This window comes from Glycomyces dulcitolivorans, from assembly GCF_003265355.1.
Lineage (GTDB): Bacteria > Actinomycetota > Actinomycetes > Mycobacteriales > Micromonosporaceae > Glycomyces > Glycomyces dulcitolivorans.
This window is the reverse complement of sequence record NZ_QFRW01000314.1, coordinates 14,106-34,241: the sequence shown is the minus strand read 5'-3', so window position 1 is coordinate 34,241 and position 20,136 is coordinate 14,106. Positions and strand designations below refer to the sequence as shown.

Genomic DNA, 20,136 nt, shown 5'->3' with positions numbered 1-20,136 from the left:
GCGCGTGGCCGCGCACGCGCGCGCCACCGAGCGGCTCCTGCGCGACCCGGACGCCGCGTTCGAGCTCAACCTCGACACCGCGCGGCGCGCGTTCGCCCTCGGCGGCAAGGAGCCCGATGCTGATCGGTGAGGTCGCGCGCCGATCCGGCGTGAGCACCAGGATGCTCAGGCACTACGACGCCCTCGGACTGGTGCGGCCCACCGGCCGCACCGTCGGGGGGTACCGCGAATACTCCGACGCCGACATCCGCCGGATCTTCCACGTCGAGAGCCTGCGCACCCTGGGCCTGTCCCTGCGCCAGATCGGCCGCGTCCTCGACGACCCCGAGTTCGCGCCCGCCGCCCTCATCGGCGACCTCATCGACGCCACCGAGCGCCGCCTCGCCCGCGAGCGGGAACTCCTCAAGCGGCTCAAGGCGGTCGACGCGACCGAGCCCACCGGCTGGGAGGACGTCCTGCGCATCGTCGAACTCCTCCACGGCCTCGCCTCGCCCGACGCCGCCCGCCGCCAGCAGGCCGTCCTCGCCCCGGCCGCCGACATGCCCGCCCCGGCCCTCGCCGAGGCGATCCTGACCGAGTCCGACCTGAACGTCGCCGGCGCCCTCCGCTGGGCCCTCGCCCGCGCCGACCACGACGTCGCCGCCAGCCTCGCCCCCGGACTGGAGTCCGCGGACGTCCAGGTCAGGCGCCGCGCGGTCCTGGCCCTCGCCGAGATCCCCGACGACCGGGCCTCCGTGTTCCTCACTGCCGCACTCAAAGACGGCGACGCCGCGGTCCGCCGGCACGCGGCCCTCGCCCTCGGCTCCCGCGGCAGACCCGAGGCGGTCCCCGTCCTCGTCCGCATGGTCGTCGAGGGCACGAACGACGTCGAGGCCGCCGAAGTCCTGGGCGCGCTGGCGGCCGACCCCGCGCAGTCCGACCGCATCAAGCACGCCCTCACGGCGGCCTCCACAAAGGACCCGGAGGTTCGCCTGCGCCTCGTCCAGGCCCTCGCCGAACTGCCGACCCCGCTCGCGCTCGAACTGCTTCACCTTGCGGCCCAGGACGAGGACCCGACCGTCGCCCGGACGGCCGCGGCCCTCGCCGGGCTGCTCGAACGGGACTGACGCCGGGACCTGCCCGCGGGCCCCGTGCTCCCCTCGCTGACGGGCGCGTTCGCACTGGAGATCAAGGCCGGATCAGTGATATGTGATATGTGATATGTTACTGCGAACCGGCGCCTCCAGAGCCCCGGCCAGACGGCTCCGAGCACGCCCGCCCCCCGGGCGCAAGGAGCGGTCGACCGGCGCGAACAACCGAAAAGGAAATCCCCCATGCTGAAGAAGCTCACGCGCGCACCGGCGGCCCTCGTCGCCGCGGCGCTGCTCCTGACCGCCTGTAGCGGGCAGAACGACACCTCCGGCGGCGCTGCCGGCGACGACCCCGTCTCCGGCGGGACCATGCACATGCTCCAGAACGCGGACTTCTCCTACCTCGACCCGGCGCGCGGCTGGGACGGCGGCGTCAACGCCTTCTACCGCCTCGTCTACCGCGGCCTCACCATGCAGGCCGCCGGCGACGCCGAGAACCCGAACGCCGTCGTCCCCGACATGGCCGAGAGCCTCGGCACGGCCTCCGAAGACGGTCTCACCTGGACCTACACCCTCAAAGACGGCCTGAAGTTCGACAACGGCGACCCGATCACCTCCACCGAGCTCGAATTCGGCATCTCCCGCGCGTGGGACCCCGAGATCGGCATCGGCTCCCCGTGGCTGCGGAACACGATCGAGGCCCCCGCCGACTACGCCGGCCCGTACACCTCCGGCGACCACCCCGGGATCGAGACCCCCGACGAGAAGACGATCGTCTTCCACCTCATCAAGCCGTTCCCCGAGTTCGACAGCGTGCTCGCCCAGCCGAACGCGGTGCCGTTCCCGGTCGGGACCGGCGCGGGCGACGAGTTCATCAACGACATCATCGCCTCCGGCCCGTACACGCTGGAGTCCTACACGCCCGGCAGCATGATCAAGCTGGTGCGCAACGAGTACTGGGACGCCGACACGGACGACGTCCGCAAGGCCTACCCGGACGCGTGGGAGTTCGAGATCGGCCTCGACGGGGCCACGATCGACGAGCGACTCATGGCCGGCCAGGGCACCGACGTCAACGCGATCTCCGGGCGCATCCAGCCCGCGACCCTGGCCCGGCTCCAGTCCCCGGACCTGGCCGACCGGGTCGAGACCGCCGCCGCCTACTGCACCACCTACATGGGCATGAACACCACCAAGGCCCCGTTCGACAAGGTCGAGGTCCGGCAGGCGATGAACTACGCCATCGACCGCGCCTCGCTCCAGACGGCCTCGGGCGGCAACCAGCTCGCCGACCCCGCGACCACGATCACGCCCCCTTCGGTGAACGGCCACAAGGACTTCGACCTCTACCCGAGCGACGGCGGCACCGGCGACCCCGACAAGGCCCTGGAGCTCCTCGCCTCCGTCGGCCTCCAGGACGGCTTCTCGTTCACGCTGGACATCCGCTCGCAGCCGATCATGCAGGCGCAGGCCGAATCGATCCAGCAGGCGCTCGCGAAGATCAACGTCACCGTCGAGCTGAACGTCATCGACACCTCGACGTTCTACGAGACGATCGGCACGCCCTCCCAGCAGCACGACGCCGCCATCACCGGCTGGTGCCCGGACTGGGCGTCCTCCGCGTCCACGATGGTCCCGCCCCTTGTGGACGGCCGACTCATCACCGACAAGGGCAACAACAACCTCGCCCAGCTCAACGATGCAGGCATCAACGCCCGCATCGACGAGATCAAGGCCATGACCGACCTCGACGCCGCGAACACCGAGTGGGGCGAGTTCGACGAGGAGGTCATGGCGCTCGCGCCGATGGCCCCGCTGCTGTGGGAGAAGGGCGTCTTCCTCCCCGGGGAGAACGTCGCGAACTACATCCCGAACACCAGCCTGACCGACTTGACGATCATCGGGCTCAAGGACCCGTCCGCGGGCTGATACCGATGACCTTCACTCCGACAGCAATCGAAGCTGAAGGTGCCGCGGGCGGCGAGGCGATGGGCGATCCCGCATCGTCCTCGCCGCCCGCCTCGGGCCGACGGCTCGTGCGCGCCTTCCTGAGCGACCGCGTCGCGATCGCTTGCAGCGCCTACATCCTCATCGTCATCCTCATGGCGCTGGCCGCGCCGCTCCTGGTCAAGCTCAGCGGCCACGGGCCGCTCGAATTCGACCAGGCCGCCGTCGACTCCAACCTCGGCGGCCTCCCGCTCGGCTGGGGCGGCGGCATCTCGGCCGACCACTGGTTCGGCGTCGAGCCCGGCAACGGCCGCGACATCTTCGCGCGGATCGTCTACGGCGCCAGGGTGTCCATGACGATCGCGCTCCTGGCCACCGCGCTCACCAGCGTCCTCGGCGTCGTCTTCGGACTCGTCGCCGGGTACTTCGGCGGGCGCATCGACATGGTCGTCTCGCGCGTCATGGAGTTCCTGATGGCCTTCCCGGCCCTCATCTTCATGATCGCGGTCCTCTCGGCCCTCCCGGCCGAGAACCGCCAGGCGCTCCTGGTCGTCGTGATCTCCTTCTTCGGCTGGCCCTACCTGGCCCGGATCGTGCGTGGACAGACCATGTCGCTCAAGCAGAGGGAGTTCGTCGAGTCCGCGAAGGCCTCGGGCGCCTCCAGCGCCCAGATCATCTTCAAGGAGATCCTCCCGAACCTCTCCTCCACGATCATCGTCATGACCACCCTCGCCGTGCCCGGCTACGTCGGCACCGAAGCCGGACTGTCCTTTCTGGGCGTCGGCGTCGTCCCCCCGACCCCCTCGTGGGGCCAGATGATCGCGAGCTCGGTGCCCTGGTACGCCGTCGACCCCGCGTACTTCCTGTTCCCGGGAGCGTTCCTGTTCCTGCTCGTGCTGTCGTTCACCGTCCTCGGCGACCGCATCAAGAAGATCGCCGAGTCCGGGGAGGGCCGCGCATGATCCGCTTCCTAGTGAACCGCCTGCTGGGCATGGCCGTCGTGCTGTTCCTGGTGTGCCTGTTCACCTACGTGATCTTCTTCGTCCTCTCGCCCGACCCGGCCGTGCAGATCTGCGGCAAGAACTGCACGCCCGAGGCGATCGACCAGCTCCGCGCCAACCTCGGCCTCGACCGGCCGTTCTGGGCCCAGTTCTGGACGTTCCTCACCGGCCTGTTCGCCGGCCGCACCTACGGGACGGGCGCCAACGCCATCGAATGCGCCGCACCGTGCCTCGGCTACTCGTTCCAGACCAGCCAGCCGGTCACCGACATGATCCTCCAGCGCCTCCCCGTCTCCGCGACCGTCGCCATCGGCGCCGCCGTGCTGTGGCTCCTCGCCGGCGTCTCGGCCGGACTCCTCAGCGCCGTAAAAGAAGGCAAGTTCGCCGACCGGTTCATCACCGGCCTCACCCTCACCGGCATGTCCATCCCCAACTACGTGCTCGCGCTCTCGCTCCAGTTCCTCCTGGTCGTCACCCTCGGCTGGCTCCCGTTCCCGCAGGCCGTCCCCTTCAGCGAGGACCCCGCCCAGTGGTTCGCGAACTTCCTCATGCCCTGGATCGTCCTCTCCATCGGCGCCGCGGCCGTCTACACCAGACTCACCCGCGCCAACGTCATCGAGACCCTCCAGGAGAACTACGTGCGCACCGCCCGCGCCAAGGGCCTCAGCCCCGGCCTCGTCTGGCGCCGCCACGCCCTGCGCCCGGCCCTCACCCCGATCGTCACGATCTTCGGCATGGACTTCGCCGGACTCCTCGGCGGCGCCCTCATCACCGAGACCGTGTTCGGCCTCAACGGGGTCGGCAAGCTCGCCGCCGACTCCATCACCAAGAACGACCAGCCCGTCATCATGGGCGTCACGCTCCTCGCGGCATTCCTCGTCGTCGTCGGCAACATGGTCGTCGACCTCCTGTACACGGCCATCGACCCGCGGGTGCGAGTAGGGAGCGCGACATGAGCACGGCCACAAGGGACGAACAGCCGCTGCTGCGCGTCCGCGACCTCACCGTCGGCTTCACCACCGCCGCAGGCGAAACGAACGTCGTCAAGCACCTCGACTTCGACCTCGCCCGCGGCGGCGCCCTCGGCATCGTCGGCGAGTCTGGCTCCGGCAAGTCCATGACCAGCCTCGCCGTCATGGGCCTGCTCCCCAAGGGCGCCAAGCGAACCGGTTCCATCGAACTCGACGGCACCGAACTCACCACCCTGCGCGAGCGCCAGATGCAGGCCGTCCGCGGCGACCGCATCGCCATGGTCTTCCAGGACCCGCTCTCCTCGCTCAACCCGTACTACACCGTCGGGACCCAGATCATGGAGGCCTACCGCTCGCACCGCACCGGCGTCACCCGCCGCGCCGCCCGCAAGATCGCCATCGAAGCCATGGAACGCGTCCACATCAAGGACGCCGCCCGCCGCGTCGACCACTACCCGCACCAGTTCTCCGGCGGCATGCGCCAACGGGTCATGATCGCCATGACCCTCAGCATGGAACCCGACCTCATCATCGCCGACGAGCCCACCACTGCCCTCGACGTCACCGTCCAGGCCCAGATCCTCGACCTCCTCGCCGAGATCCGCCGCGACACCGGCGCCGGCCTCATCCTCATCACCCACGACCTCGCCGTCGTCAGCGAGGTCGCCGACCACATCGTCGTCATGCGCGACGGCGACCTCGTCGAACAGGGCCCCGCCGAACGGATCTTCTGCGACCCGCAGGCCGACTACACCCGGATGCTCCTCGACGCCGTCCCCCGCATCGACGACGAGATCGGCCTGCTCCGCACCACGTCCACTGAGGAGACCCGATGAGCGAACCGCTCCTGCGCGCGACGAACCTCGTCAAGGAGTTCACGATCCGCGGTACCGGACTCCTCGGCCGCGCCGCCCGCCTGCGCGCCGTCGACGACGTCTCGCTCGAAGTCCGCACCGGCGAGACCCTCGCGCTCGTCGGCGAGTCCGGCTCCGGCAAGTCCACGACCGCCCGCCTCATCGCCCGCCTCATCGACACCACCGGCGGCGCCATCGAGTTCGCCGGACGGGAAGTCCACGCCCTCACCGGAAAGGACCTCCACGCCTACCGCGGCGAAGTCCAGGTCGTCTTCCAAGACCCCTACTCCTCCCTCAACCCCAAGCACACCGTCGAGCGGATCGTCACCGCCCCGCTCATCTACCAGAAGCGCCCCGTCCCCGGCGGCGCCCGCGCGTTCACCAGGGAGCTCATGGAGCGCGTCGGCCTCAACCCCGACCACTCCGCGCGCTTCCCCGCCCAGTTCTCCGGCGGCCAGGCCCAGCGCATCGGCATCGCCCGCGCGCTCGCGGTCTCCCCGAAGCTGATCATCGCCGACGAGGCCGTCTCGGCCCTCGACGTGTCCGTCCAGGCCCAGGTCATCAACCTGCTGCGGCGCCTCCAGGACGAGGAGGGCTTCAGCTACCTGTTCATCGCCCACGACCTCGCCGTCGTGCGCCAGATCGCGACGCGCGTCGCGGTCATGAACGAGGGCCGCATCGTCGAGACCGGCGACCGCGACCAGGTCTTCGGCGACCCGCAGGACCCGTATACGCGCAAACTGCTCGCCGCGGTCCCGCGGATCCGGCCAGAATGGGACGCCGCGAGGCGCCGCAACGAGCGCGCCCGCCGAGAACGACAGGAGGCCGGAGCATGAGTCAGGTCGAGTATTCGATGCCGGGCATGCGGGTCAGCGAACGGCACGTGAAGGTCCCGCTCGACTGGGACGACCCCTCACGCGGCGACATCGAGGTGTTCGTGCGCGAACTCGTCGACCCCGACCGCCGCGACGCCGACCTCCCGCTCCTGACCTTCCTCCAGGGCGGCCCCGGCGGCGCGAACCCGCGCCCGCTCAAGGCCGACGGCTGGATCGAGGAGGCCCTCGCCGACTACCGGGTCGTCCTCGTCGACCAGCGCGGCACCGGCCGCAGCACCCCGGTCGACGCGCAGGTCGTCGCCGAGCTCGGCGACGGCGGCGCGGACTACCTCGCCTGCTTCCGCGCCGACTCGATCGTCCGCGACCTCGAACACGTCCGCACCACCGTCTACAGCGGACGGAAATGGACGACGCTCGCGCAGTCCTACGGCGGCTGGCTCACCCTCGCCTACCTCTCCCGCGCGCCCGAAGCCCTCAGCGCCGCATACGTGTGCGGCGGCATCCCCGGCAACCCGATGAGCGCCGACGAGGTCTACAAGCGCACCTTCGACCGCGTCGCGACCAAGACCGCCGAGTACTACCGCCGTTACCCCCACGACGCCGACACCGTCGCCGCCATTGCGGACCGGCTCGCCGCCGACCCTGTGCTGCTGCCCGACGGCGACGTCCTCACCGTGCGCCGCTTCCAGACCCTCGGCATCGACTTCGGCATGAAGCCCGGCTTCGAGCGCATGCACTGGCTCGTCGAGCACGCCTTCATCCGCGAGGGCCGCCTCTCCGAGGGCTTCCTCGCCGACGTCCTCGCCCGCACCTCCTCCGCCGCCAACCCTCTCTTCTGGACGCTCCAAGAGTCGATCTACGGCGACGGCCCCAACGGCCCCACCGCCTGGGCCGCCCAGCGCGAGCGCGACCGGCGCCCCGAGTTCGGCGAGGACCGGCGCCCGCTCCCCTTCACCGGCGAGATGGCCTTCCCGTGGATGTTCGAGGAGGTCAGGCTCCTGCGCGGCTTCGCGCCCGCCGTCAACGCCCTCGCCGAGCGTCGTGAATGGAGCCCGATCCTCGACGCCGAACGCCTGGCCGCCAACGAGGTCCCCGTCGCGGCCGTCGTCTACTTCGACGACATGTTCGTCGACTCCGGGCTGCAACTGGAGACCCTCAACGGCATCGGCAACGCCCAGGCATGGGTGACCAACGAGTTCGAACACGACGGCATCGGATCGGGCAAGGTGCTCACCCGCCTGCGCGACCTGGTCCGCGACCGAGGAGGAGAACGGCGATGACCCAACGACCCCCCTACGCCGGCACGCGCTACCCGCGGCTGGCCGAGACCCCCGCGTTCACCGCTTCCATTGCGGCGGGCTGGGACTCGGCCCCCGTCCCGGCGACCCCGGTCCCCGGCGCCCCCGAAGCCGCCGCGGCCCACCGCGACCGCCTCTCGGCTCGCCTGCCCGGCGCCGCGATCGTCGTCGCCGCCGGGACCGCGCCGGTCCGCAACGACGACAGCGACTACCTCTTCCGCGCCGACAGCGACTTCACCTGGCTCACCGGCTGCCAGATCGAAGGCGCCGTCCTCGTCATGACCCCGCGCCCCGGCGGCCACGACGCCCGCCTGTTCATGCCCCCGCCGTTCCGCCCCGGCGACACCGGCTTCTTCGCCGACGCCGCCCACGGCGAACTGTGGGTCGGCGCCTCCCCGGGCCTGCCCGAATGGGCCGACGCCCTCCAGCTCCCCGTCGAGCCTCTGACCGACCTCGACACTCAGGACCTCAAGGGCGCCTTGACCACCGAAGCCGTGAGCGACGCGGTCGTCGCCCAGCACGGCCTCGAACCCTCCCCGCTCCTTGAACGCCACCTCTCTACTTTGCGGATGATCAAGGACGCGTGGGAGATCGAGCAGCTTCGCGAGGCCGTCGACGCCACCGTCGCTGGCTTCGCCGCCGTCGCCGCCGAGATCCCGCGCGCCGTCAGCCACGGCCTCGGCGAGCGCTGGCTCCAAGGCACCTTCGACCGCCACGCCCGCACCTTCGGCAACGGCACCGGCTACACCACCATCGTCGGCTCCGGCCCGCACGCGCCGACCCTCCACTGGGTCCGGTGCGACGGCCCCGTCCTCCCCGACGAGGTCCTCCTCCTCGACATGGGCGTCGAGGCCCGCAGCCTCTACACCGCCGACGTCACCCGCACCCTCCCCGCCTCCGGCACCTTCAGCGCGCAGCAGCGCGAGGTCCACGACCTCGTCGAACAGGCCCACCGCGCCGGCCTCGCCCAGATCCGGCCCGGCACCGAATACCTCGACTTCCATTTCGCCGCAATGGAAGTCATCGCGACCGGCCTGCACGACTGGGGCCTCCTCCCCGTCTCCGTCGACGAGGCCCTCTCCCCGGCCGGCCAGCACCACCGCCGCTACCTCGCCTGCGGCATCGGCCACCACCTCGGCCTCGACGTCCACGACTGCGGCAAGGCCGAATACGAGGACTACATGGGCGCCGATCTGGAGCCGGGTGTCGTCATGACCGTCGAGCCTGGTCTCTACTTCCACGCCAACGACCTCACCGTCCCGCCGGAACTGCGCGGCATCGGCGTGCGGCTCGAAGACGACGTCCTCGTCACCGCGACCGGCTCCGAAGTGCTCTCGGCGGCCCTGCCGATCGACGCCGACGGCATCGAGGCGTGGACGAAGGCCCAGCAGCGATGACCGCTCCACTGCTGCAACCCTTCCCGCTCGGCTCCGTCCGCATCCACGACACGAGCGTCTTCGCCCGCGCCCGCGACGAACTCCTCCACCTCGCCCGCGTCTACCCCATCGACCGCCTCCTGGCCGTCTTCCGCCGCAACGCGGGCCTCGACACGCGCGGCGCCCTGCCGCCCGGCAACTGGGAGGACTTCGGCCACCCCAACGAGGACGCCTGGGGCGAGCTTGACTACCCCGGCCGCGAACACGCCCAGACCGCGAACCTCCTGCGCGGGCACTACGCGGGCCACTTCCTCTCCCTGCTCACCCTCGCCGCAGCGGGGGAGGGCGACCCCGCGCTCCACGCCAAAGTGGACTCGTTCGTCGCGGGCCTCGGCGAGGTCCAGACCGCACTTGCCGCGACCGGCCGCTACTCGCACCCGGGATTCCTTGCCGCCTATGGCGAATGGCAGTTCTCCCGCCTGGAGGACTTCGCGCCGTACGGGGAGATCTGGGCGCCGTACTACACCTGCCACAAGCTCATGGCCGGCCTGCTCGACGCCTACGAGCTCGTCGGCAACGCCCAGGCCCTGACGATCGCCACCGCGATGGGCCACTGGGTCCACGGCCGCCTCGCCCGCCTCGATCCCGAACGCCGCCAGCGCATGTGGTCGCTCTACATCGCGGGCGAATTCGGCGGCATGAACGAGACGATGGCCCGCCTGAGCGCCGCCGCTGGAGTGCCCCGGTTCCTGAAGACGGCGGCGTTCTTCGACCAGAAGGCCTTGCTCGACGCGGGCGCCTCGGGCACCGACGTGCTCACCGACATGCACGCCAACCAGCACCTGCCGCAGCTCATCGGCTACGTCGACGAATACGAGCAGACTGGCGACCGCCGCTACCTCGACGCCGCGACCGGCATCTGGAACCAGATCGTCCCCGGCCGCACCTACGCCCACGGCGGCACCGGCGAAAGCGAACTGTGGGGTCCGCCGGACACCGTGGCCGGCGACGTCGGCCACCGCAACGCCGAGACCTGCGCCAGCTACAACCTGCTCAAACTCGCCCGGCGGCTGTTCTCGCACACGCTCGACCCGCAATATATGACATATTACGAACGCACCCTCCTCAACCACATCCTCGGCTCCCGCCGCGCCGTCCGCTCGGACACCAGCCCCGAGGTCACCTACATGTTCCCGGTCCACCCGGGCTCCCTCCGCCAATACGACAACGTCGGCACCTGCTGCGGCGGCACCGGCCTGGAGAACCACGTCAAATACCAGGACACGGTCTTCCTCGCGGGCCCCAAGGCGCTCTACGCCAACCTCCCCCTCGACGCCGACCTCGAATGGACCGAGGCCGGCCTTCACGTGGTCCAGCGCTCCGGCTACCCCCTCGGAGAGTCGGTCACCCTCCGCTTCACGACCCTGACCAGTGCCACATCACATGCCACCGCAACGGCAAACGTCGAAGCCGCCAGTGCCACATCACATGGCACCAAGCCCGACGGGCCCGGCGATACCGCGGGCGCCGAGCGCACGGTCCATCTCCGCGTTCCCGCTTGGGCCGCAGGCGGACTCGAACTGCGGCTCAACGACGCACCGACCGGCATCGACCCCGTCCCCGGTGAATACGTCGCGCTGACCCGCGTCTGGCGCGCTGGCGACGAACTCGTCCTCACCACGCCCGCCTCACTCCGAGCCGAGCCGACGATCGACGACCCGCGCCAGTGCGCGCTGTTCCTCGGCCCGACCCTCCTGCTCGCCCAGTCCGAGGCGACCACCAACCTCGCCTTCGGGCTCAACGGCCGCCGCGCGTTCGATGGCAGCCTGATCACCGGCCGCACCGGCGCCGACCTGCTGGCCGAACTCGCCCGCGAAGGCGTGATCGAGCTCGACAACCCCGGTTTCGACAGCGTCGCTTCCGAACGTGCCGGCTCCGAACGCCTCTCATTCGAACCCTGCTGGTCGGGTGAGGACGGCCGCTACCACATGTACGTCCGCTCCTCCGACGCCGAAATCGCCTTCGGCGGCAATGGAACCGGCGTGCCCAACCGCCAACGCTCCGACGGCGGCACCTTCCTCGACGAACTGTGGGCGCCCGGGTCGTTCCCCTCCCGCGAAGCGTTCCTCGACCGCGTCGCGGCCGTCGCCGCCCGCGTGCGCGCCGAAGGGCTCCTCGGACGCGACGAACTCGCGACAATCCTCACCGCCGCAGCCGCCTTCGACGGCGCCACCGGGCAGCCGCGACCCTTCGCCGCCGGCGACATCCCGGTCGTCGCCGACCCCGGCCAGATCCCCCCGGCGGTCGCGATCGAGATCCTCGACGAGCCCGCCCCTTCCGGCTGGTTCACCACCGCCCCTCGAATCCGCCTGCGCGGCTTCGACATCGACAACTCCGGCGCCGAAGACCGGCTCCGCCTCGAACTCCGCGTCTCCGGCGGCGACTGGACCCCTTACTCGGAGCCGGTCGCGATCACCGACGAGGGCGTTCACCTCATCGAGGCCCGTGTGACCGACCCCGACGGCCTCACCGGCGCCGTCAGTCGCGAGATCAGCGTCGACACGACCCCGCCGGTCTCCCGCGCGACCGTGAAGGACCTCGGCGCGAGCGTCGAGATCACCCTGCACGCCGACGACGGCGTCTCCGGGGTCGAGCGCATCCAGTGGGAGGGGCCTGGCACGTTCTGGGGCACGTTCCAGGAGGCGTTCGTCCGCGCGATCGACGACGAGCCGCAGACCATCGAGTACGCCGCGACCGACCGCGCCGGCAACGAGGAGCCCCGGCGGCGCCTCGTCGTCCCGGGGAAGCGTGATCAGCTGTGAGCTGCGGATACAGGCACGATCAGGCGGTCATCGGGTACGCTGCACGCCGGTGTGGGACACGCGTTCATGAAGCGGCGTGTGGAGCACCCGTTCATGGCGTGACACGTGGAGTGCGTGTTCACACCGTGAAGCGCGGGCGCACGGAACTGGATGCACGCACCCGTGAATCGCTCGGATCGCGCGGCATCAGGAAGCTGGAGCAACATGTTGACCTCTGACAATCGACTCGAACCGGGTGAGAGCCTGCGCGTGCGCGTGGAGCGGACGCTGTCGCTGGCGATCATCTCCGGCGAGCTCGCGCCCGGGGCGCTCCTGACCGTGCCTCGCCTCGCCGAGCAGTTCGCCGTGTCGGCGACGCCGGTGCGCGAGGCGATCCTCGACCTGGAGAAGCGCGGGTTCGTGGAGCCGGTGCGCAACAAGGGCTTCCGGGTCACGGCCGTCAGCGACGACCTCCTTCACGACATCGTCGAGATTCGGCTCCTGCTGGAGCCGCCCGCGATGGCGCGCCTTGCCGCCTCGTTCCCGGCCGATCGGCTCGCATCGCTCCGTGAGCAGGCCGACGAGATCGTCGCGGGCGCCCGCGCCGGCGACCTCACCGCCTACCTGCTCGCCGACCAGCGCTTCCACCTCGAACTGACCGCGCTCCTCGGCAACCCGGTCCTGGTCGAGACGATCGCCGAACTGCGCGCCCGCACCCGCCTGGTCGGGCTCGTCTCCCTGGTCGAGACCAGCATGCTCGACGTCTCCGCCGCCGAACACCACCGCCTCCTCGACGACCTCGCCGCAGGCGACGCCGACGCAGCGGCGGACCTCATGCGCCAGCACATCCGCCACGCCATCGGCTGGTGGGCGGGCAAGACGGAGGATTCCGCGGCGGATTGAGCCGTTCTCCTGTAGGCCAAAGCACGTACACGCAAGGTGATACCTACAGGACCATCCGGTGCTGTAGAAATATGTGACATATTACTGAACGGATCGCTCGGCTTCGCCGACCGATCTGACCGAACCGAGAGAGAAGGAGGGACCGTGAACGCAGACGTCGTCGTCATCGGCGCGGGCATCATAGGCGCCGCATGCGCGCGGGCCCTCGCGCGCGCTGGGATGAACGTCATCATCGTCGACCGCGCGGCCCCCGCCAGCGCCACCAGCGCCCGCGGCGAAGGCAACCTCCTCGTCTCCGACAAGGCCCCCGGCCCCGAACTCGACCTCGCCCTGCTCGCCGCCGACCACTGGCCAAAGCTGGCAGCAGAACTCGCCGACGAGCTCAGCACCCCCGCAGGCATCGCCCTGGGCGGCGCATCAAGCTCTTCCGGCCGAAAGCCCGCACTCGGTGCGGCTACCAGCAGTCGAGCCGAGAGCGATGAGGCCTCCGGCGTCGCCGCGCGCATCGCGCCCTCCCACACCCCCTTCCCCGATATCGAGTACGACCGCAAGGGCGGCATCGTGGTCGCCACGACCGAGGAGGGGGCTGAGCCGCTTCGTGCGTTCGCCCGGAGCCAGGCGGCTGTCGGTGTGAAGGTCGAGCACCTGAGCGCCGCCGAGGCGCTTGCCCTCGAACCGCACTTGAATCCGGCGATCACCGCTGCGGTCCACTACCCGCAGGACGCGCAGCTTCAGCCCGTCGTCGCGACCGAGGCGCTGCTCGCCTCGGCACGCCGGGCCGGGGTCCGTGTGCTTGCGAACCGCGAGGTCATCGGCATCGAGCGTGAGGGCGACCGGATCACCGGTGTCCGCACCAGCGCCGGGACCATCGGTACCGATGCGGTCGTGGTCGCGGCCGGGCCCTGGTCCGGCGCGGTGGCCGAGGTACTCGGCGGCGACCTGCCCGTGCGCCCGCGCCGCGGGATGGTGCTGGTGACCGCCCGCATGGCCCAGCGCGTGTTCCACAAGGTCTACGACGGCGACTACTTCGGCGCGACCCAGTCGGCCGACGCCGACCTCCAAACATCGAGCGTCGTCGAGTCCACGCCCGGCGGGACCGTCCTCATCGGATCGAGCCGCCAGCAGATCGGCTTCGACGACCGTCTCCGCGTCGAGGTCCTCGCCCAGATCGCGCAGCGGGCGTTGCGCCTGTTCCCGTTCCTGGAGGGCACGCCCGTGATCCGCGCATACGGCGGCTTCCGCCCCTACGTCCCCGACCACCTCCCGGTCATCGGCGAGGACCACCGCCACCCCGGCCTCTGGTACGCCACCGGCCACGAAGGCGCCGGCATCGGCCTCGCCGGAGTGACCGGCGACCTGCTCTGCGCCCAGCTCACCGGCGCTAAGCCTGCGCTCGACCCGACCCCGTTCCTGCCCTCGCGGCCGTCCCTGGCTGCCTATTTGGTGCATGGCGACGACCGGTCTGAGGCGGCGCGGCCGCAGGCCGCGAAGTCGGTTGATGCAAAGGGAGGTGCGAAATGAGTGGCCTCGTCCCCTGGCAGACCGACTCGATCCAGCCCGAGCGCCCGGCACCGGTGCACATCACCGTCGACGGCATGAGTGTCGAAGGACTGCAAGGACAATCGCTCGCCGGCATCCTCCTCGCCCAGGACCGAACCGCGTGGCGGACCACGGTGGCGGGCCGCGGCCGCGGCGTCTTCTGTGGGATCGGCGTGTGCTTCGACTGCATCGCGACGGTGAACGGCGAGTCCGATGTGCGCTTGTGCATGCGCCGTGCCCGCGATGGTGACACGGTCGAGACCCAGGACGACACCGCGCAGCCCGACACCGGCCAAGCCGGCTCCCGCCGCGCGGTTGCTGCCACTGACGTCTCTCACCGCGCCGCTGCTCCCGCGGACGCCACTCATCCCGCGACCGGGACTGCGGGCACCGCCGCTCGAGGTGATGCCGTTGGGAGCGAAGACCCGCAAGGCGACTCCGGTGCGCCTGGCAATCCTCGGGACTTCGCGGTCTCGCCCGACACATCCGTGAAGGAGGAGCAGCCGTGAAGCACGTCCTTGTCATCGGCGCTGGCCCTGCAGGGCTTTCTGCTGCCGTCGCCGCCCGCGATGCGGGTGCTCGCGTCACCCTCCTCGACTCCGGCGACGGTCTTGGCGGCCAGTACTGGCGCCACCTGCCTCCGCAGCGCCCAAGTCGCCGCGAGTCCCGGCTGCATCATGGCTGGGGCGCATTCGAGCGCCTGCGTGCCAGCCTCGCCGACGACGCCATCGAGGTCCTCACCGAAGCCCAGGTCTGGGCGATCGAAACCACCGGAGCAGTCGGAAGCACTGGAGCGGTCGACCGCTTCGAGCGCCGCCCGGACCGCGGTACGAGCCCCATCCGGGTCAGGTCTGGCGACTCCGTCGCTGACCGCGAGCATTTCGGGCGGGGCGCGCTCGGCGACCGGGTTGGGCTCGGCAATGGGCTTACCGTCCACGTTCTCGTCGGGCCCGCCGACTCCGGTGGCCGTGAGGCCCGTGCTCTCACTGCCGATGCGATCGTCTTCGCCACCGGTGCCCACGACCGCACCCTTCCGTTCCCTGGCTGGCACCTCCCTGGGGTCTTTTCCGCCGGGGCCGCGCAGGCCCTCGCGAAGGGCGAGCGCATCGCTGTCGGGCGTCGGGCCGTCGTTGCCGGGGCCGGGCCCTTCCTTCTGCCTGTCGCTCAGTCGCTCACGGCCGCAGGCGCACACGTTGTCGGCGTCTACGAGGCCGCCCGGCCCGCCGCGCTCGCGCAAGGTTGGCTGCCCAAGCCTTGGCGGCTCCTCGCCGCCTCGCACAAGGGACCCGAGCTTGCGGGATATGTGACACATCACCTGGCACGCCGCGTGCCGTACCGCCTCGGCCGGGCCGTCAAAGAGGCCCGCGGGGACGGCCGGGTCGAGGAGGTCGTGGTCGCGCGCCTTGGCACTGACTGGGCGCCGATTCCGGGTACCGAGCGGACCATTGCGGCCGATGCCGTCTGCGTCTCGCACGGGTTCACTCCGCGCCTCGAACTTCCGATCGCCGCCGGGTGTGCGATCGGGCCTGACCGGTTCGTCACCGTTGATGCCGACCAGCGCACCAGCGTCGCTGGCGTCTACGCCGCAGGGGAGATCACTGGTATCGGCGGCGTCGATGCGGCGCTCGTGGAGGGTCGCATTGCCGGGCGCCGGGCCGCTGGAGGCGAAGCGGGACAAGCCGACCTACGGCGTCGCCGCGGCACCACCGATTTCGCGAGGCGTATCGACGCCGCTCACGGCATTCGGCCGGGGTGGGTGTCGTGGCTGCGTGATGACACCGTCGTCTGCCGTTGCGAGGAGGTCCCCTATGGACGCCTCCGTGAAACGGCCGAGGCGACCGACCAGACCTCGCTGCGCTCTGTGAAGCTCACGACCCGGGCGGGCCTGGGCATCTGCCAGGCGCGCATGTGCGGGCGCACCGTGGAGGACCTCACCGGAGCGGGCAGTGCCCGCGCCGAGGACAGTACCGACCGGCGGCCGCTGGCCGCCCCCGTCCGGCTCGGCGACCTCGCCGGGCTCGCCACCACCCTTGGGAAGGACCCCAATGTCTGAGAAGCAGTTCGACCTCGGCGGAGTCATCGTCGCCACGACCCTCGCCTTCAAGGAGGACCCGAAGGCGCCGGGCGGTCTCGCGGTCGACTACGACAAGTTCGCCGAGCACTGCGACTTCCTGATCCGCAACGGCTGCCGCGGCGTCGGCCCCAACGGGTCGCTCGGGGAGTACTCGTCGCTGACCGAGGAGGAGCGCCGCAAGGTCGTCCAGGTCGCGGTCGAGACGGTGGGGGACCGGGGCCTCGTGGTCGCCGGCGTCCACGGGGTCGGCTGGCACCAGGCCGTGCAGTGGGCCGAGTACGCCAAAGAGGACGGTGCCGACGGTGTGCTCCTGCTGCCGCCCACCATCTACCGCGCCAACCGCGGCGAGGTCCTGGAGCACTACGCCAAGGTGAACGAGGTCGGCCTGCCGATCATGATGTACAACAACCCGATCGACACCAAGGTCGACCTCGTGCCCGACCTGGTCGCCGAGCTCTACGAGCTGGAGAACGTCGTCGCCGTCAAGGAGTTCTCCACCGACGTCCGCCGCGTCCTGGAGATCAAGGAGCGCTGCGACATCGACGTCATCGCCGGGGCCGACGACCTCCTGTTCGAGTCGCTTGTGGTCGGTGCGACCGGCTGGTTCGCCGGGTACCCCAACGCGTTCCCGAAGGAAGCCGTCGAGATCTACACCCTCGTGCAGGAAGGCCGCATCGAGGAAGCCCGCTACCTCTACAGTGGACTGGTTTCAGTGTTCCGCTGGGACTCCAAGACCGAGTTCGTGCAGGCCATCAAGCTGTCCATGGACATCGCCGGCCACAGCTACGGCGGCCCCACCCGCCCGCCGCGCGGCCCCCTCTCCGAGGCGCACCGCGCCCAGGTCATCCGGGAGACCCGCAGCGCCCTGGACTTCGCGGCCGCCCGATAGCGCCCCGCCCTGTACGGTGGCACCGCCGTACAGGGCGCCCAGCGGAAGGACGAACATGAGAACGAACCGCCTCATCAGCGCCGTCGACTCGCACACCGAGGGCATGCCGACCCGCGTGGTCACCGGCGGCGTCGGCGTCATCCCCGGCGCGACCATGAACGACAAGCGCCTCCACTTCATCGAACACCTCGACGACCTGCGGCTGTTCCTCATGAACGAGCCGAGGGGCCACGCCGCGATGAGCGGCGCGATCCTCCAGCCCTCGACGCGCCCCGACTGCGACTGGGGCGTCCTCTACATCGAGGTCTCCGGCCTCCTGCCGATGTGCGGGCACGGGACGATCGGCGTCGCGACGGTCCTGGTCGAGACCGGCATGGTCGACGTGGTCGAGCCGGTCACCGAGATCCGCCTCGACACGCCAGCCGGGCCCGTGACCGCGCGCGTCGCCGTCAGGGACGGCCGCGCCGAGTCGGTCACCATCGAGAATGTACCCAGCTATGTGGACGCACTGGATGTGAGCGTCGAGGTCCCCGGCCTCGGCACCGTCCCGTACTCGATGGCCTTCGGCGGCAACTTCTACGCCATGGTGAACCTCGATGACGTCGGCCTGCCGTTCGACCGCGCACGGCAGCAGGACATCCTCACGGCCGGTATGTCCATCATGGATGTGATCAACGCGACCGCCGCGCCCTTGCACCCGCACATCGCCGGGCTCGACCACTGCCACCACGTCGAGTTCATCGCCCCCGGCTCCGACGCGAAGCACTCGCGCCACGCCATGGCCATCTACCCCGGCTGGTTCGACCGGTCCCCTTGCGGCACAGGCACTTCCGCGCGCATGGCCGAACTGTGGGCCCGCGGCGAGCTCGCCCTCGACACCGACTTCGTGAACGAGTCGTTCATCGGCTCCCGCTTCGTCGGGCGGCTCATCGCCGAGACCACCGTCGGCGGCCGGCCCGCGGTCATCCCCACGGTCACCGGCCGCGCCTGGATCACCGGCACCGCCCAGTACACGCTCGACCCGACCGACCCGTTCCCGACCGGATTCCAGTTCTAGGAGCGCCCATGAACGCGATCGACACCACCGCCCAGGCCGCCGACGCCGCCGCGCGCGCCCTCGCCGACACCGCACCCGCCCTGCGCGCCAAGGCACTCGTCGCCTTCGCCGACGCGCTCACCGCGAACGCCGACGAGCTCGTCGCCCTCGCCATGGACGAGACCGGCCTCGCCGAGGCCCGCCTGCGCGGCGAGCTCAAGCGCACCGCCGTCCAGTTGCGCCTCTTCGCCGAGACGGTCGTCGACGGCACCTACCTCGACGTCCGCATCGACCGCGCCGACCCCGGATTCGCGCTCGGCCCCCGCCCCGACGTGCGCAGCGGCAACGAGCCGATCGGGCCCGTCCTCAACTTCGCCGCAGGGAACTTCCCGTTCGCGTTCTCCGTCGCGGGCGGCGACACCGCCTCCGCGCTCGCCGCCGGGAACCCCGTCGTCGTCAAGGCCCACCCCGGCCACCCGCGCCTCGCCGCCCGCACCGCAGAGATCGGCGCCGCCGCCCTCGAAGCCGCCGGACTCCCCACTGGCACACTGCAACTCGTTGAAGGCGTCGAGAACGGCGTCGCGATGCTCAAGCACCCGCTCATCAAGGCCGCCTCCTTCACCGGGTCCCTGCGCGGCGGCCGCGCCCTCGCCGACATCGCCGCCGCCCGCCCCGCCCCGATCCCGTTCTACGGCGAACTCGGCAGCGTCAACCCCGTCTTCGCGACCCCCGCCGCCATCGCTGCGCGCGGCCCCGAGTTCGCGGCCGGCCTCGCCGCCAGCGTCGGCGGTTCCGCCGGGCAGCTGTGCACCAAGCCCGGCCTGGTGTTCCTCCCCGCCGGGCACGGCCTCGACGAGGCCATCGCCGCCGCCGCGGCCGCCGAGGAGCACCGGATGCTCGACCCGCGCATCGCGGCGGGCTACCGCGACGGCCGCGACTCGATCCTGTCCGCCCCGGGGGTGCGCCTGGTCGCCGAGGGCTCGGTCCGCATCGACGACGACGGCCAGGGCTGGGTCACCCCCACGATCGCCGCCGTCCCGCTCGACGTCTTCCGGCCTCATCCCGACGCGCTCCTGGCGGAGTGCTTCGGCCCCATCACGATCCTCGTCGAGTCCCCTGAGGACGCCGACTACGCCGACCTGCTCGAAACGCTCTTCGAAGGCGAGCTTACCGTCGCCGTCCACCGCGCCGACGGCGACGACGTCACCCGCCTGGTCCGCGCCGCCGCCCGCCGCGCCGGACGCGTCCTCTTCGACGGCTGGCCCACCGGCGTCGCCGTCACCCCCGCGATGCAGCACGGCGGCCCCTGGCCCGCGACCACGTTGGGCGGCACCAGCGTCGGCACGGCGGCGATCGCCCGCTTCGTGCGCGCCGTCGCCTACCAGAACGCGCCCCAGGACGTCCTGCCTCCGGCCCTGCGCGACGACAACCCCTGGGACGTGCCCCAGCGCATCGCCCCGGCCGGAGAGTCAACGACCTGGGGGGACCGCATCAGCGCAGGCGCGTAGATCGCACTGGTACCACGGTCCCACCGGGGCGGC

16 protein-coding genes and 1 pseudogene are annotated in these 20,136 nt (G+C 70.9%); all 17 read left to right on the top strand.

Annotated elements, in window-relative coordinates; all coding sequences use genetic code 11:
- Positions 1–130 (top strand): annotated as a pseudogene (locus DI269_RS29200) (HEAT repeat domain-containing protein); the annotation flags it as partial.
- Positions 117–1,106 (top strand): HEAT repeat domain-containing protein, encoded by a 990-nt coding sequence (locus DI269_RS22720; protein WP_112140186.1) that lies wholly within the window; start codon positions 117–119, stop codon positions 1,104–1,106. The pseudogene DI269_RS29200 and the gene DI269_RS22720, both read left to right, overlap by 14 nt.
- Before the next feature lie 207 nt (positions 1,107–1,313).
- On the top strand, positions 1,314–2,999 hold the full coding sequence (locus DI269_RS22715; RefSeq protein WP_112140183.1) for an ABC transporter substrate-binding protein: 1,686 nt from the start codon (positions 1,314–1,316) through the stop codon (positions 2,997–2,999).
- Positions 3,000–3,004: 5 nt separating this feature from the next.
- Positions 3,005–3,979 carry an ABC transporter permease gene (locus tag DI269_RS22710; RefSeq protein ID WP_112140180.1) on the top strand — a complete coding sequence of 325 codons (975 nt, stop codon included), beginning with the start codon at positions 3,005–3,007 and terminating at the stop codon, positions 3,977–3,979.
- Positions 3,976–4,974, top strand: coding sequence for an ABC transporter permease (locus tag DI269_RS22705; protein ID WP_112140178.1), 999 nt, complete (start codon positions 3,976–3,978; stop codon positions 4,972–4,974). The genes DI269_RS22710 and DI269_RS22705 overlap by 4 nt, the downstream gene beginning before the upstream one ends.
- Positions 4,971–5,825 carry an ABC transporter ATP-binding protein gene (locus DI269_RS22700; RefSeq protein WP_112140175.1) on the top strand — a complete coding sequence of 285 codons (855 nt, stop codon included), beginning with the start codon at positions 4,971–4,973 and terminating at the stop codon, positions 5,823–5,825. The genes DI269_RS22705 and DI269_RS22700 overlap by 4 nt, the downstream gene beginning before the upstream one ends.
- Positions 5,822–6,679 carry an ATP-binding cassette domain-containing protein gene (locus DI269_RS22695; RefSeq protein ID WP_112140172.1) on the top strand — a complete coding sequence of 286 codons (858 nt, stop codon included), beginning with the start codon at positions 5,822–5,824 and terminating at the stop codon, positions 6,677–6,679. Before DI269_RS22700 ends, DI269_RS22695 begins: the two co-directional genes overlap by 4 nt.
- Complete coding sequence (locus tag DI269_RS22690) at positions 6,676–7,959, top strand: alpha/beta fold hydrolase (protein WP_198667655.1); 1,284 nt, start codon at positions 6,676–6,678, stop codon at positions 7,957–7,959. The genes DI269_RS22695 and DI269_RS22690 overlap by 4 nt, the downstream gene beginning before the upstream one ends.
- A complete protein-coding gene (locus DI269_RS22685) occupies positions 7,956–9,374 on the top strand; it encodes an aminopeptidase P family protein (protein WP_112140169.1) in 1,419 nt (472 codons plus the stop codon). The genes DI269_RS22690 and DI269_RS22685 overlap by 4 nt, the downstream gene beginning before the upstream one ends.
- Positions 9,371–12,175, top strand: a complete 2,805-nt coding sequence (locus DI269_RS22680) for a beta-L-arabinofuranosidase domain-containing protein (RefSeq protein ID WP_112140167.1) — start codon at positions 9,371–9,373, stop codon at positions 12,173–12,175. Before DI269_RS22685 ends, DI269_RS22680 begins: the two co-directional genes overlap by 4 nt.
- A gap of 204 nt (positions 12,176–12,379) precedes the next feature.
- A complete protein-coding gene (locus DI269_RS22675; RefSeq protein WP_112140165.1) occupies positions 12,380–13,057 on the top strand; it encodes a GntR family transcriptional regulator in 678 nt (225 codons plus the stop codon).
- Between the two features lie 144 nt (positions 13,058–13,201).
- A complete protein-coding gene (locus DI269_RS22670; protein WP_112140163.1) occupies positions 13,202–14,578 on the top strand; it encodes an NAD(P)/FAD-dependent oxidoreductase in 1,377 nt (458 codons plus the stop codon).
- Positions 14,575–15,105 (top strand): (2Fe-2S)-binding protein, encoded by a 531-nt coding sequence (locus DI269_RS22665; protein ID WP_112140161.1) that lies wholly within the window; start codon positions 14,575–14,577, stop codon positions 15,103–15,105. The genes DI269_RS22670 and DI269_RS22665 overlap by 4 nt, the downstream gene beginning before the upstream one ends.
- Entirely contained in the window at positions 15,102–16,649 is a 1,548-nt protein-coding gene (locus DI269_RS22660; protein WP_112140158.1) for an FAD-dependent oxidoreductase, read from the top strand. Before DI269_RS22665 ends, DI269_RS22660 begins: the two co-directional genes overlap by 4 nt.
- Positions 16,642–17,559, top strand: coding sequence for a dihydrodipicolinate synthase family protein (locus tag DI269_RS22655; RefSeq protein ID WP_112140156.1), 918 nt, complete (start codon positions 16,642–16,644; stop codon positions 17,557–17,559). The genes DI269_RS22660 and DI269_RS22655 overlap by 8 nt, the downstream gene beginning before the upstream one ends.
- A 55-nt stretch (positions 17,560–17,614) precedes the next feature.
- A complete protein-coding gene (locus DI269_RS22650; RefSeq protein WP_112140154.1) occupies positions 17,615–18,616 on the top strand; it encodes a proline racemase family protein in 1,002 nt (333 codons plus the stop codon).
- Between the two features lie 8 nt (positions 18,617–18,624).
- A complete protein-coding gene (locus DI269_RS22645; RefSeq protein WP_112140152.1) occupies positions 18,625–20,103 on the top strand; it encodes an aldehyde dehydrogenase family protein in 1,479 nt (492 codons plus the stop codon).
- Positions 20,104–20,136 lie beyond the last annotated feature (33 nt).